We start from the raw sequence: 12,166 nt of genomic DNA on the forward strand, positions 1-12,166 counted from the left end.
GCCCGCGCGGGTCGGGACTACCCGGCCCGGCTGAGCCGGCGGGCGCCGCCGAAGCGGTTGAGGAAGCGCGGCTCCTTCTCCGGCGCGATCCGGATGGCGAGGTGCAGCGTGCCGCCCTCCTCCATGCGCCGGTCGAGCACCTCGGCGTTCTCGTAGAGCCAGTGCAGGGCCGCGCCCTCCTCGGGGCCGAGGATGACCGCGAAGGTCGAGCGCGCGCGGGCGATGCGCGCCTCGATCCGCGCGGTCAGCGCCGACAGCCCCTCCCCCGTCAGCGACGAGACCAGCACCGGTGCGGCGCCGTCGCGGTCGTTGCGGTCGTGGGCCGAGAGGTTGGCGAGGCGCGTGCGCTCGCCCTCGTCGAGCAGGTCCGCCTTGTTCCAGACCTCGATGATCCGGTCGGCCGACATCTCGATTCCGAGCTCGCCCAGCACCGTGCCGACATCCTCGGCCTGCGCCTCGGAATCGACGTGGGCGACGTCGCGCACGTGGAGCAGGATGTCGGCCTCGATCACGTCTTCCAGCGTGGCGCGGAAGGCGGCGATCAGGGCGGTCGGCAGGTCGGAGATGAAGCCGACGGTGTCGGACAGGATCACGGTCTCGCCGTGCGGCAGCTTGGTGGCGCGGGCGGTGGGGTCGAGGGTGGCGAACAGCATGTCCTGCGCCACCACCTGCGCCTTGGTCAGGGCGTTGAACAGCGTCGACTTGCCGGCATTGGTGTAGCCGACCAGCGCCACGATCGGGTAGGGCACGCGCGCCCGGCTTTGCCGGTGCAGGCCGCGGGTGCGGGTGACGGCGTCGAGGTCGCGCTCGATCCGCGTCATGCGCTCCTGGATCATGCGCCGGTCGGCCTCGATCTGGGTCTCTCCGGGGCCGCCGAGGAAGCCGAAGCCGCCGCGCTGGCGCTCCAGGTGGGTCCAGGACCGCACCAGCCGCGACTTCTGGTAGGCCAGGTGGGCGTGCTCGACCTGGAGCGTGCCCTCGCGCGTCGAGGCGCGGCGGCCGAAGATCTCGAGGATCAGGCCGGTACGGTCGATGACCTTGGCGCCGAATTCCTTCTCGAGGTTGCGCTGCTGCACCGGCGACAGGGCGCAATCCATCACCACGAGGCCGATCTCGCTCGCCTTGATCAGGCCGGCGATCTCCTCGACGCGGCCCTTGCCGAGATAGGTCGAGGGCCGGATGCGGGCGAGGCTGAGCGGGATCGCCTCGACCACGTCGAGCTCGATCGCGGCGGCCAGCCCCACCGCCTCCTCCAGCCGCGCCTGCGTCGAGCGCGAGACCGGCGCCGGCCCGTGCGGCGACGCGGCCGCGGTGCGGCTGAGGTAGGGACCGATGACGAGGGTGTGGGTCGCGGCGGCGATCTCGCCTTCCGGCGCGGCCATCGCCTGCAGTCGGGCCTCGCCGGAGGTCAGCGTCTCGGTCATGGAATCCTTGAGCCGCCGCCCGTCGGGGCGGCGGCGTGATGCGTTTCGGAACCCCTCAGATGGGGCTGAGCGGCCGGCGAACCAAGATGGCGCGGAACACGCTCGCGCGGACCGGGGCCGGCCGCGCGTCAGGAGCGCCCGGTCACGCCTTCTCGGGGGCGGTCTCGTCCGGCTCGAACAGCTGCACGGGATGGCCCGGCATGATCGTCGAAATCGCGTGCTTGTAGACGAGCTGGGAATGGCCGTCGCGGCGAAGCAGCACGCAGAAGTTGTCGAACCAAGTCACCACGCCCTGCAGCTTGACGCCATTGACGAGGAAGATCGTCAACGGAATCTTGTTCTTGCGGACATGGTTGAGGAAGGTGTCTTGCAGGTTCTGTGCGCGTTCGGCCGCCATCTTCTTGTCCTTTGTTGTCTTGGCGCCCGCCTTCGGGAGCGGGTTTTCGTTCTATCCGCGGCATCGATCCTGCCGCCGCAGCGCTGGTCTTGAGGAGCCCGCCGCGGAGCGGAATCGTGCATTACAGGTTCAATTCCGGCGCCGATGCAAGACCCGAACCGGCTCCGCACGCGACGAACGGGGGTTGCTTCTCACCGCTTCCGTCATCCGCCCGCAAGGCGCTCAGGGGCCGATCCCCAGGGACTTCAGCTTGCGGTGCAGGGCCGAGCGCTCCATGCCGATGAATTCGGCGGTCCGGGAAATGTTTCCCGAGAAGCGGGCGATCTGCGCCACGAGGTATTCGCGCTCGAAGATCTCGCGCGCCTCGCGCAGCGCCAGGCTCATCAGCTTCTCGCCGCCGGCGCCGTTCGGGGTCGTCGGCACCAGGGCGCCGATCTCGGAGGGCAGCATCTCCGAGGTGATCTCCTGGTCCGGGTCGGCCTGCGTCAGGATCATCAGCCGCTCGACGTTGTTCTTGAGCTGGCGCACGTTGCCCGGCCAGTTGTGCGACTGCAGCACCGCCATCGCGTCCTGCCCGATGACCCGGCGCGGCAGCCCGGTCTGGGCCGAGATGTTGTCCATGAAGAACTGGATCAGCTCCGGCACGTCCTCGCGGCGCTCCGAGAGCGAGGGCACGCGGATCGGCACCACCGAGAGCCGGTGGAACAGGTCCTCGCGGAAGCGCCCGGCGGCGATCTCCTCGGCGAGGTCGCGGGAGGAGGACGAGATGATGCGGACGTCGACGTGGACGCGGGTGGTGCCGCCGACGCGCTGGAAGTTCTGGTCGACGAGGACGCGCAGGATCCGCCCTTGCGTCTCGCGCGGCATGTCGGCGACCTCGTCGAGGTAGAGGGTGCCGCCATGCGCCTCCTCCAGCGCGCCGACCCGCCTCCCCTGCTCGCCGCCGGCCTCGACCCCGAACAGCTCCGATTCCATCGTCTCCGGCAGGATCGCGGCCGCGTTGAGCAGCACGAACGGCCCGCTCGCCCGGGCCGAGGCCTTGTGCAGGCCGCGCGCGGCGAGCTCCTTGCCGGAGCCCAGCGCCCCGGTGATCATCACCCGGGCGTTGGTCGGGGCGACGCGGTCCAGCGTCTGGCGCAGCTGGTTGATCGCCACCGAGCCGCCGACGATGCGGTTGGCGGTGCCGGAGCGCGCGGTGAGGTCGCGGACCTCGCGCCGCAGGCGCGAGGCCTCGAGCGCGCGCTCGGCCACCAGGATCAGCCGGTCGGCCTTGAACGGCTTCTCGATGAAGTCGTAGGCGCCTGCCTTGATCGCCGAGACCGCGGTCTCGATGTTGCCGTGGCCCGAGATCATCACCACCGGCAGGTCCGGGTGGGACGCCTTGATCAGGTCGAGCACCTGCAGGCCGTCGAGGCGCGAGCCCTGCAGCCAGATGTCGAGGAAGACGAGGTGGGGGCGGCGCGCCTCGATCGCGGCGAGCGCCTCGTCGGAGCTGCCCGCGGTGCGCGAGCGGTGGCCTTCGTCGTCGAGGATGCCGGCGACCAGGTCGCGGATGTCGGCCTCGTCGTCGACCACCAGGATATCGGCGCTCATGGCTGCATCTCCGCAATCTCTCGGGGGGCCGTCGTCGCGGCGCCCTTCTCGTCAGGGTTGGGGCGGGCCGGGCCCGCGACCGCGTCGTCCGCCGGCGACAGCGCGCGGGGCACGCGCATGCGCACCTGGCCGCCGCGGCCGGCGGGGTTGTCGTTCAGCTCGATCCCGCCGCCGTGCTCTTCCAGCACCTTGCTCACGATCGCCAGCCCGAGGCCGGTGCCGCCCTCGCGGGTCGTCATGTAGGGCTCCAGCAGGCGCTGGCGCCCCTCGACGGGAAATCCCTTGCCGTTGTCGGTCACCGCGATCGTGGCGAAGCCCTCCTCGACGGTGAGGCTCAAGCCGATCTTGCCCTTGCCGAGCTCGGCCTCCGGCACCTCGGCCACCGCCTCGACGGCGTTCTTGAGGATGTTGGTGATCACCTGGCTCAGCAGGCGGATGTCGAAGGCCGCGGTGATCTTCTCGGCCTCCGCCGTGCCGGTGCCGCCGAGGCCGTGCGCGGTGAAGGCGAAGTCGATGTCGGGGTGCGCCACCCGCATCATGAACAGGTTCTGCTTGGCGATCTCGGTGAGGTCGTTCTCGGCGATCGCGGGCTTGGGCATCCGGGCGAAGGAGGAGAACTCGTCGACCATGCGCTTGATCTCGTCGACCTGGCGGATGATCGTCGCGGTGCACTGGTCGAACACCTCCTTGTCGGCGGTGATGACCTTGCCGTACTTGCGCCGGATGCGCTCGGCCGAGAGCTGGATCGGGGTCAGCGGGTTCTTGATCTCGTGGGCGATGCGGCGCGCGACGTCCGCCCAGGCGGAGGTGCGCTGGGCCGAGACGAGGTCGGTGATGTCGTCGGCGGTCACCACGAAGCCGCGCGCGCCGCCCTGCGCCTGCTCGCTGGTGACCCGCACCGCGATGGTGCGCTCGCGCCCGCCCCGCGTGAGCTGGATCTGGTGCGCCTGCGCGCGCTGGCGCCCCTCGGCGCCGGGCAGGAGCGGGGCGAGCTCCGGCACCGCGTCGGACAGGCGCTGGCCGACGAGCGCGCCGTCGGCGAGATCGAGCATCCGCTCGGCGGCCGGGTTCGCGATGGTGACGAAGCCAGCGGCATCGACGCCGACGACGCCGGGCGAGACCCCCGACAGCACGGCCTCGGTGAAGCGCCGGCGGCGGTCGATCAGGTCGCTCGCCGCGGTCAGCCCGGCATGCTGACGGCGCAGCTCCTGCGTCATCTTGTTGAAGCTCTCGCCGAGATGGGCGAGGTCGCCGTCGGTCTTCCGCGCCGGAACTTGAGCGTAGAAGTTGCCCGAGGCGACCTGGTCGGCGGCGTTGATCAGGCGGCGGATCGGGGCGACGAAGCGGTTGGCGAAGTTCATCCCGAACCACACCGCCGAGAGCAGCGCGATCAGCGCGATCAGCACGAAGATCGAGGCGAAGGTCACCTGGATCGAGGTGCGCAGCGAATCATAGGTGAGGTACTCGGCCGCCGCCGCGCGCGACACGCCGGGGAAGTCGATGGCGAGCTGGTTGACCTCGCGCTGCACCAGCAGCACCGCGTCGTCGTAGGCCGGCATCCGGAACATCGCCGCGAAGACGCGGCCCTCGGTCGGCAGCAGGCAGATCGGGTCGCTGGACTTGGCGGCGTCCTCGAAGGCGGCAGCCGAGGGCAGGCGCGTCGTCTTGAGCACGTCGATCTTGGCGCGCGCCACCACCTCGTTCGGCCCGCGCATGATCTGGGCGACCGGGAGGCCGAGATTGGTCGCGCGGGTGGTGAGGAAGCCCTCGAACCAGTCGCGGTTGACGTCGAAGTTCGGCCGCGCCCGCGTCAGGTCGTCGTTGAGGATGCGGATCTCGCGCGCCAGCGACTGGCACTGGTTCTCCTGGTAGGCGTCGGCCACCTCGACGGATTTCAGCACCACGTCGCGGACCCGGTCGGTGAAGCCGAGGGAGAGGCCGCGGTCGATCGTCACCGAGGCGACGACGGCCAGCAGGCAGGTCGGCAGGATCGCGATCAGCGAGAACAGGCCGACGATGCGGGTGTGGAGCCGGGCCACCGCCGCGTTGGCGCGCCGCGCATGCAGGAAGACCCGCGCCTCCCAGGCGATGATCACCGCGAGCCCGAGCACCAGGGCGACGTTGATGGCGAGCAGGGTGACGCCGATCGTCGGCGTCGGCGTCACGCGGATGACGCCGGCCAGCACCAGGAAGGTGGCGATCGCCGAGATCAGGGCGGTGACGACCACCCCGGCGCCGATCCAGCCGGGCCCGCGCGGCCCCGCCCGCAGCGCGTCGGGGACGGAGGCACCGCCCTCGTCGGGCCTCGCCGACGGGGCCTCCGAAGTCCTGGATCGCAGAAACGGCATGGCTGATGCAGAGCCACCACAGTGTGGCGAAATTATTACGAATCGGGCATTCGCCCGGTCGCGCCGCGGGCCCGGCGCTCCGGCCGCGACGCTTCGGCCTCCGCGCGCGCTTGGACCCCGGGCCGGACGATGCTATCCCGGTCGGCGGAGGCGAACGGGGTCTGGTGGCCCTCCTGGTCTTCAAAACCAGTGGTACGCCCAAAGCGTACGGTGGGTTCGATTCCCATCCGCTTCCGCCAACCGCCCTCCCCCGTATCGATCCACGCGCCCCTCCGGACGGGGCTCGCGCCTTGGTGCGGACGGCCGTCGCGGCTAGGACGCGACGGACCTGTCCCGGACGCGGTTTTCCTGATGTTCTCGACCCTGATGGTCGTGCTGCCGATCTTCGCGCTGATCTTCGCGGGGTGGCTGGTGCGGCGGCTCGACGTGCTCGGCGACGGCGCCACGGCGGAGCTCAACCGCTACGTCGTCTACCTGGCGCTGCCGGCGCTGCTCTTCGACGTGATCGCCCACACCCATGCCGCCGAGATCTGGCAGCCCGGCTTCATCGCGGTGTTCGGCCTGAGCAGCGTGATCGTCTTCGCCGCCACCGTGACGTTCCGCCTGCGCCGGCCGCTGCCGCTCGCGGACGCGGCGATCGACGGCCTCAACGCGGCCTACGCCAACACCGGGTTCATGGGCTTTCCCCTGGCGCTGGTGGCGCTCGGCCCGGCGGCGCTGGCGCCGACCACCATCGCCGCGATCATGACCGTCTGCGTGGTGTTCGCGCTCGCCATCGTCCTGATCGAGATCGGGCTTCAGGCCGAGGGGCGGCGCTCCGACCTGGTCCTGAAGGTCGCCCGCTCGCTCGTGCGCAACCCGCTGCTGATCGCGCCCGCCCTCGGCGCGCTGGTCCCGCTCTCGGGCGCGGCCGTGCCGCTTCCCGCCGAGACCTTCCTGAAGCTGCTCGGCGGCTCGGCCGCCCCGTGCGCGCTCGTCGCGCTCGGCCTGTTCCTCGCCCGCCCGAGGGTGTCGGACGAACGCCCGGTCGCCGCGACCGCCCTGCTCGTCGGGCTCAAGCTCGTGGCGCATCCGCTGCTGGCCTACGGCCTCGCGCGTGTCTTCGGCCTGCCGCCGCTGCTGCTGCACACCGCCGTGCTGATGGCGGCTTTGCCGACCGGGACCGGGCCGTTCATGCTCGCCGAGTTCTACCGGCGCGAGGCCGCCGTGACCTCGAACGTCGTGCTGGTCTCGACGATCGTCTCGATCCTCACCGTCTCGGGCTACCTCGCCGCCATCCGCTGACCGGGGGATACGGCTGTGGCCGCACCGCAACGCCCGGGGCGCGAGCGGCGCCACGGTTCGTTTCTTGTCTTGTTATTGTGTTACATCCGCATATTGAAACATTATAACATAATGTGACGAGGCGTGATGCGAAGCGGGCAAGCGAGATTCCGGGCGACGCTGTTGGGACTGAGCCTGGGCCTGCTGCCGGGTGCGGCGCGGGCGCAGGACGCGGTCGCCCTGTCCGAGCTCAGCGTCACCACGGCGAGCCCGATCCAGCCCGGGCCGAAGGCGGCGCCCGAGGCGAGCCTGCCGGCGGGCATCCTGCCGGTGGCCGTCGACACCTTCTCGCCGGTGACGGTGGTGACGCGCGACCAGATCGCCCGCGAGCAGCCGCGCACGCTCGGCGACGCGCTGATGGACCGGCCCGGCATCTCGGCCTCGACCTACGCGCCGGGCGCGGCCAGCCGGCCGATCATCCGCGGCCTCGACAACAGCCGGGTGCGGATCCAGGAGAACGGCGTCGGCATCCAGGACGTCTCGGAGCTCGGCGAGGACCACGGCGTGCCGATCAACCCGCTGGTCTCCGACCGGATCGAGGTGATCCGCGGGCCCGCGACCCTGCGCTACGGCAGCCAGGCGATCGGCGGCGTGGTCTCCTCCGAGAACAACCGCGTGCCGACCTTCATCCCGCCGCGCGGCTATGCCGGCCAGGTCACCACCGGGTATTCCAGCGTCGACAACGGCCGGCTCGTGGCCGGCACCGTCGATGCGGGCGCGGAGAACGTCGCGGTCCATGCCGACGGCTTCCGGACCGGCGCCGACAGCTACGACACGCCCGCCGGCATCCAGGCCAACTCCGCCAACCGCTCGCAGGGCGGCGCGGTCGGCATGTCGGTGATCGGCGACCGCGGCTTCGTCGGGATCTCGTACAGCCACTACGACGCGCTCTACCAGATCCCCGGCGGCGAGGCGGCCGAGAGCCGCACGCGCCTGAACCCGAACCAGGACCGGGTGCTGGCGCGCGGCGAAGTTCGGCCGCTCGAGGGACCGTTCGAGGTGATCCGGTTCTGGGCCGGGGGCTCGGTCTACAAGCACCAGGAGATCGGCCTCGGCGAGGACGGGCTCGACGGGGTGCAGGCGACCTTCAAGAACCGCGAGGCCGAGGGCCGCGTCGAGCTGCAGCACGTGCCGGTCTTCACCGCCCTCGGCACGCTGACCGGGGCGCTCGGGCTCCAGGCCGGGCGGCGCGAGATCGGGACCTCGGGCGAGGCCGGCACCCTGCTGGCACCGACCGATTCCCGCTCGAACGCCGTCTACCTGTTCGAGGAGCTGAACGTCGGCCACGGCCTGCGCTTCCAGGCCGCCGGGCGGATCGAGGGCGACCGCTCCACCGGCACGGCGACGCAGTTCCCGGGGAGCTACCTGCCGGTCGAGGGCGAGGATCCGCTCGCCTTCGGGCGGCGGCGCAAGTTCGCCCCCAAGAGCCTCAGCTTCGGCGCCCTGCAGGACCTGCCCTACGGCTTCGTCGCGAGCCTGAACGGGTCCTACGTCGAGCGCGCGCCCACCGCCTTCGAGCTGTACTCGCGCGGGGCGCACGACGCGACCGCGACCTTCGAGATCGGCGATCCCGACCTCAAGAAGGAGCGGGCGCGCACCGTCGAGGCCAGCATCCGCCGGGCGGAAGGTCCGCTGCGCCTCGACGCGACGGGCTACTACACCCGCTACACCGGCTTCATCTACAAGCGCGAGACCGGCACCCGCTGCGGCGACGACTTCGCCTCCTGCGGCTCCGACGACGCGCTGCAGCAGATCGTCTACTCCCAGCGCAACGCCACCTTCTACGGTGCCGAGATCGGCGCGCAGCTCGACCTGATCCCAGTGGGCGACGGCTGGGCCGGCCTCGAGGCGCAGTACGACTTCGTCCGCGCGCAGTTCGACGACGACACCTACGTGCCGCGGATCCCGCCCCACCGGGTCGGCGGCGGCGCGTTCGTGCGGGCGGACGGCTGGTACGCCCGCGTCTTCCTGCTGCACGCCTTCGCCCACACCGAGGTCGCGCCGCTGGAGACGACGACGCCCGGCTTCGACGACCTGCGCGCCGAGGTGAGCTACACCAAGCCCCTCGACCCGGCGGTCTACGGCGCGAGCGCGGTGACGCTCGGCCTTGCCGGCCGCAACCTGCTCGACGACCGCATCCGCAACTCGGCCTCGTTCAAGAAGGACGAGATCCTGCTCGCCGGGCGCAACGTCCGGATCTTCCTGACCGCGCGGTTCTGACCGGCTCAGGAACCCGCGGCCTCAGCCGTGGCAGGCGCAGCCCGAATGGCCGCAGCCGGCATGGTCCGGGTGGCCGGCGGCGCAGTCCTCGCAGCAGAAGGTCTTGCCCGCGCGCGCGATGCCATGGCCTGGCGCAACCTCGCAGACGCAGTCGGGGCAGGCGCAGGGGACGGTCTCGGAGTCGGTCGGTGCCATCGGTCTCGCGTCCTGATCCGCGCCGCGGAAGGCGGCCGGGACTGGAACGTTACAGCCGGCGCGTGCATCCGGTCCAGGACGCGAGCGCAGCCGGGCCCGGTCGCGAACGCGCTCCCGGCGCCGTCCCCGGCATCGCCGCCGCGCGCCCCGGACGGTGCCTCAGCGTCGGCCCCTGTCGGCGGCCGACGGCTTCGGCTGCGACTTGGCCGGCACCGGCAGGTCGACGGTGCCGGTCGCCGTCCACTGGCAGATCGCGGTGCCCTGCAGGGCTAGGCAATCGTACTGCGCGCCGCCGAGGGCGACGTGCTCGGCGAGCGCGGCGATCCGATCCCGCGGAAACGCCGTGCAGCCGAGGTGGTCGGCCCTGACATCGCCCAGGCGTGCGAGCGCGGCGGCCTCGTCGGGCGCTTCCCGCCGCAGGAGACGGTAGTTCGCCAGCGACGGGCACGCGATCACCGGTGCGGAGACCGGCCCCTGCACGGCCGGCGCCGGCTTGGCCGGCCTGCCCGGCGCCTGGGCTTGCACGGGCCGGGATACGGCCAGGGCGGACAGGGACGTGGCGAGCAGGATCGCGAGACGCATGCCTCCTCCTAAGCGCAGGCCGGCATCGGGCCAAGCCTCTGTCCCGGCGTCAAGCCTCCGTGATCGAGCGGGCGTGGCCGGCACGGCGCGGCCCAAGGTCGGATGGCCTCGAGACGGGATCGCGCTCACGGTTGCGCCCGCAGCTTGGCGAAGCGCTTCACCGCCCGCTCCCGGCGCAGGCGCGAGAGGCGGGCGATCCAGAAGATGCCGTCGAGCTGGTCGATCTCGTGCTGGAGGCAGGCGGCCCGAAACCCCTCGGCCGCCTCCTCCTGCGCGACGCCGTCGAGATCCTGGAACCGCACCCGGATCGTGGCCGCCCGCTCGACCGGCTCGGACACGCCCGGCATCGAGACGCTGCCCTCCCGCGCCGTGACGCGCTCGGGCGAGCGGTCGACGATCTCGGGGTTGACGTAGACCATGGCCGGCCCGCCCGGCTCCGGGCGCAGCACGACGAGGCGCCGCCGCACGCCGAGATGCGCCGCGGTCAACCCGGCGGCCGCGGCCGAATCGAGGGTCTCCGTCACGTCCCGGGCGAGGTCGCCGAGATCGGCATCGAAGGCCGTCACGGGGTCGGACGGCACGTCCAGCCGCGGGTCGGGATAGAAGATCAGCGGACGGGCTGCCATCGGATCGGGGTCTCGCGCTGGAGGGTGGGGCGGGCGGCACGCCGGCCCCCGCGTCGGCCGTTCGGGGCGCACCGTGCGTCGGGACGATGGCGATTCGGCGAGCCTTCGCAACGACGCGGACGATGGCGCGTTGGGCTCGCGCCCGCGCCCGCAGGGATGTCGCGCCGGGCTCGCCCCGCCTTCGGCGTGGGACGCGCCATGGGCAACCTCAGCGATCGATCGAGAGAAATCGCTTGTGCAGTGCAATCGTCACGCGTAGGAAGTTCGCGCAACACATTTCGGGATAATTCGGCAATGACCCTTCGTCTTTCCAGCACCTTCGCCGCTCTCGTCCTGGCCTCGGCCACCATGACCGCCCCCGTCGCCTTCGCCAAGCCGATGACCGGCGCCCAGGCGGTCAAGATGATCGACACCGACAACGACGGCACCGTCGACATGAAGGAGATCGAGGCGACCGCCTCGGCGACCTTCGATCGCCTCGAGAAGGATGCTGACGGCACCCTCGACAAGAAGGAGCTGAAGGGCCGCCTGAGCGCCGCCGGCCTGAAGAAGGCCGACCCAGACAACGACGGCACGATCGACAAGAAGGAATACCTCGCCGCCGTCGCCGACCGCTTCCAGGCCGCCGACCCGGACAACGACGGCACGCTCGACGCCAAGGAGCTGAAGTCCCCCGCCGGCAAGGCCCTGCTGATGCTGATCAAGTGACCCTCGGGCGCGACCCTGCGGGGTCGCGTCGGATGTGCCACCTGCGAGCCGCCCCGGAAACGGGCGCGGCTCGTTTTCGTTCGGACGCTTCCTGACGCACGTCCGGTTCCGCTTCCCGTCCTGCACCCGCCTCCACCGGACCCTTGCACTGTCCCCTTGGCACTGTCCCCTTGGCACTGTCCCCTTGGCACTGTCCCCTTGGCACTGTCCCCTTGGCACCGTCCCCTTGGCACCGTCCCCTTGGCACCGTCCCCTTGGCACCGTCCCCTTGCGGCCGACCGTGCGACGTCGCGCGACATGCGAATCCTGTTGACGCATCTCAACCATAGGATGCAAGCTTGCTCCGTCGTGGGGGCAATATCAGCATGAGCATCGATCACCCGAAGGTCGCGGACCAGCCTTCCCTCGTCGCGGAGATGCGCGAGATCATCGAGGAGACCCGCAAGACGATCGAGGCGTCGCAGGGGATCCTCGACCGCTGCACGGCTCACGTCGCCGAGGCTCACAGTGCGGAGGCTCGGGCCGCCGAGGGGACGGCCGGCGATCCGTTCCGTCAACTGGCCGACGCGGCCAGCGAGACCGTCAGCCTGCTCGAAGGCATCGCCGACGGCCTGATCGTCGCCTACGAGTACGCCAAGCTCGACAACGATCCGCCGACGCTCGCCCTGATCGAGAGGGCGATGCTGCATGTCGGCCGGCGCCTCGCCCAGGCCGTCGGCCCGAAGCAGGCCGGCCTCGCCCGCCACTGAG

Annotated in this window: 11 protein-coding genes and 1 tRNA gene; 5 read left to right on the forward strand and 7 right to left on the reverse strand. The window is 71.2% G+C overall.

Features of this window, described 5'->3' with window-relative positions:
- Window positions 1-17: 17 nt before the first annotated feature.
- The 4 genes from hflX to MKK64_RS14795 all read right to left on the reverse strand — a co-directional run bounded on the left by hflX (window position 18) and on the right by MKK64_RS14795 (window position 5,762).
- Window positions 18-1,424, reverse strand: coding sequence for a GTPase HflX (hflX, locus tag MKK64_RS14780; RefSeq protein WP_147843072.1), 1,407 nt, complete (start codon window positions 1,422-1,424; stop codon window positions 18-20).
- A gap of 142 nt (window positions 1,425-1,566) precedes the next feature.
- Window positions 1,567-1,821: an RNA chaperone Hfq gene (gene hfq, locus MKK64_RS14785; protein WP_066925253.1), complete on the reverse strand. Its 255-nt coding sequence runs from the start codon at window positions 1,819-1,821 to the stop codon at window positions 1,567-1,569.
- Window positions 1,822-2,043: 222 nt separating this feature from the next.
- On the reverse strand, window positions 2,044-3,414 hold the full coding sequence (locus MKK64_RS14790) for a sigma-54-dependent transcriptional regulator (protein ID WP_147726345.1): 1,371 nt from the start codon (window positions 3,412-3,414) through the stop codon (window positions 2,044-2,046).
- A complete protein-coding gene (locus MKK64_RS14795; protein WP_147843073.1) occupies window positions 3,411-5,762 on the reverse strand; it encodes a sensor histidine kinase in 2,352 nt (783 codons plus the stop codon). Before MKK64_RS14795 ends, MKK64_RS14790 begins: the two co-directional genes overlap by 4 nt.
- A gap of 146 nt (window positions 5,763-5,908) precedes the next feature.
- Between MKK64_RS14795 and MKK64_RS14800 the strand changes: the two genes are divergently transcribed.
- From MKK64_RS14800 to MKK64_RS14810, 3 genes are all read left to right on the forward strand, one after another.
- A tRNA-Sec gene (locus MKK64_RS14800) sits at window positions 5,909-6,001 on the forward strand.
- A 112-nt stretch (window positions 6,002-6,113) separates the two neighbouring features.
- Window positions 6,114-7,046, forward strand: coding sequence for an AEC family transporter (locus MKK64_RS14805; protein ID WP_243935680.1), 933 nt, complete (start codon window positions 6,114-6,116; stop codon window positions 7,044-7,046).
- Window positions 7,047-7,172: 126 nt separating this feature from the next.
- Window positions 7,173-9,305 (forward strand): TonB-dependent receptor, encoded by a 2,133-nt coding sequence (locus tag MKK64_RS14810; RefSeq protein ID WP_243935681.1) that lies wholly within the window; start codon window positions 7,173-7,175, stop codon window positions 9,303-9,305.
- A gap of 21 nt (window positions 9,306-9,326) precedes the next feature.
- Here MKK64_RS14810 and MKK64_RS14815 read toward each other — a convergent pair whose 3' ends face one another.
- From MKK64_RS14815 to MKK64_RS14825, 3 genes are all read right to left on the reverse strand, one after another.
- On the reverse strand, window positions 9,327-9,500 hold the full coding sequence (locus tag MKK64_RS14815) for a metallothionein (protein WP_147843076.1): 174 nt from the start codon (window positions 9,498-9,500) through the stop codon (window positions 9,327-9,329).
- A 159-nt stretch (window positions 9,501-9,659) separates the two neighbouring features.
- Window positions 9,660-10,082 (reverse strand): hypothetical protein, encoded by a 423-nt coding sequence (locus MKK64_RS14820; RefSeq protein WP_243935682.1) that lies wholly within the window; start codon window positions 10,080-10,082, stop codon window positions 9,660-9,662.
- Between the two features lie 125 nt (window positions 10,083-10,207).
- Window positions 10,208-10,708 (reverse strand): peptide deformylase, encoded by a 501-nt coding sequence (locus tag MKK64_RS14825; RefSeq protein WP_243935683.1) that lies wholly within the window; start codon window positions 10,706-10,708, stop codon window positions 10,208-10,210.
- Window positions 10,709-11,002: 294 nt separating this feature from the next.
- Between MKK64_RS14825 and MKK64_RS14830 the strand changes: the two genes are divergently transcribed.
- Window positions 11,003-11,416: an EF-hand domain-containing protein gene (locus MKK64_RS14830; protein WP_147726351.1), complete on the forward strand. Its 414-nt coding sequence runs from the start codon at window positions 11,003-11,005 to the stop codon at window positions 11,414-11,416.
- A gap of 365 nt (window positions 11,417-11,781) precedes the next feature.
- Window positions 11,782-12,165, forward strand: a complete 384-nt coding sequence (locus MKK64_RS14835) for a hypothetical protein (protein WP_243935684.1) — start codon at window positions 11,782-11,784, stop codon at window positions 12,163-12,165.
- Window position 12,166 lies beyond the last annotated feature (1 nt).

The organism is Methylobacterium sp. E-025, from assembly GCF_022829705.1.
Classification (GTDB): Bacteria; Pseudomonadota; Alphaproteobacteria; order Rhizobiales; family Beijerinckiaceae; genus Methylobacterium.

Bases quoted from the DNA above. Each gene is read 5' to 3' on its own strand.
- MKK64_RS14805 (WP_243935680.1), top strand. From the start codon at position 6,114: ATGTTCTCGACCCTGATGGTCGTGCTGCCGATCTTCGCGCTGATCTTC.
- hflX (WP_147843072.1), bottom strand. From the start codon at position 1,424: ATGACCGAGACGCTGACCTCCGGCGAGGCCCGACTGCAGGCGATGGCC.
- MKK64_RS14790 (WP_147726345.1), bottom strand. From the start codon at position 3,414: ATGAGCGCCGATATCCTGGTGGTCGACGACGAGGCCGACATCCGCGAC.
- MKK64_RS14830 (WP_147726351.1), top strand. From the start codon at position 11,003: ATGACCCTTCGTCTTTCCAGCACCTTCGCCGCTCTCGTCCTGGCCTCG.
- MKK64_RS14835 (WP_243935684.1), top strand. From the start codon at position 11,782: ATGAGCATCGATCACCCGAAGGTCGCGGACCAGCCTTCCCTCGTCGCG.
- MKK64_RS14825 (WP_243935683.1), bottom strand. From the start codon at position 10,708: ATGGCAGCCCGTCCGCTGATCTTCTATCCCGACCCGCGGCTGGACGTG.
- hfq (WP_066925253.1), bottom strand. From the start codon at position 1,821: ATGGCGGCCGAACGCGCACAGAACCTGCAAGACACCTTCCTCAACCAT.
- MKK64_RS14795 (WP_147843073.1), bottom strand. From the start codon at position 5,762: ATGCCGTTTCTGCGATCCAGGACTTCGGAGGCCCCGTCGGCGAGGCCC.
- MKK64_RS14820 (WP_243935682.1), bottom strand. From the start codon at position 10,082: ATGCGTCTCGCGATCCTGCTCGCCACGTCCCTGTCCGCCCTGGCCGTA.
- MKK64_RS14810 (WP_243935681.1), top strand. From the start codon at position 7,173: ATGCGAAGCGGGCAAGCGAGATTCCGGGCGACGCTGTTGGGACTGAGC.
- MKK64_RS14815 (WP_147843076.1), bottom strand. From the start codon at position 9,500: ATGGCACCGACCGACTCCGAGACCGTCCCCTGCGCCTGCCCCGACTGC.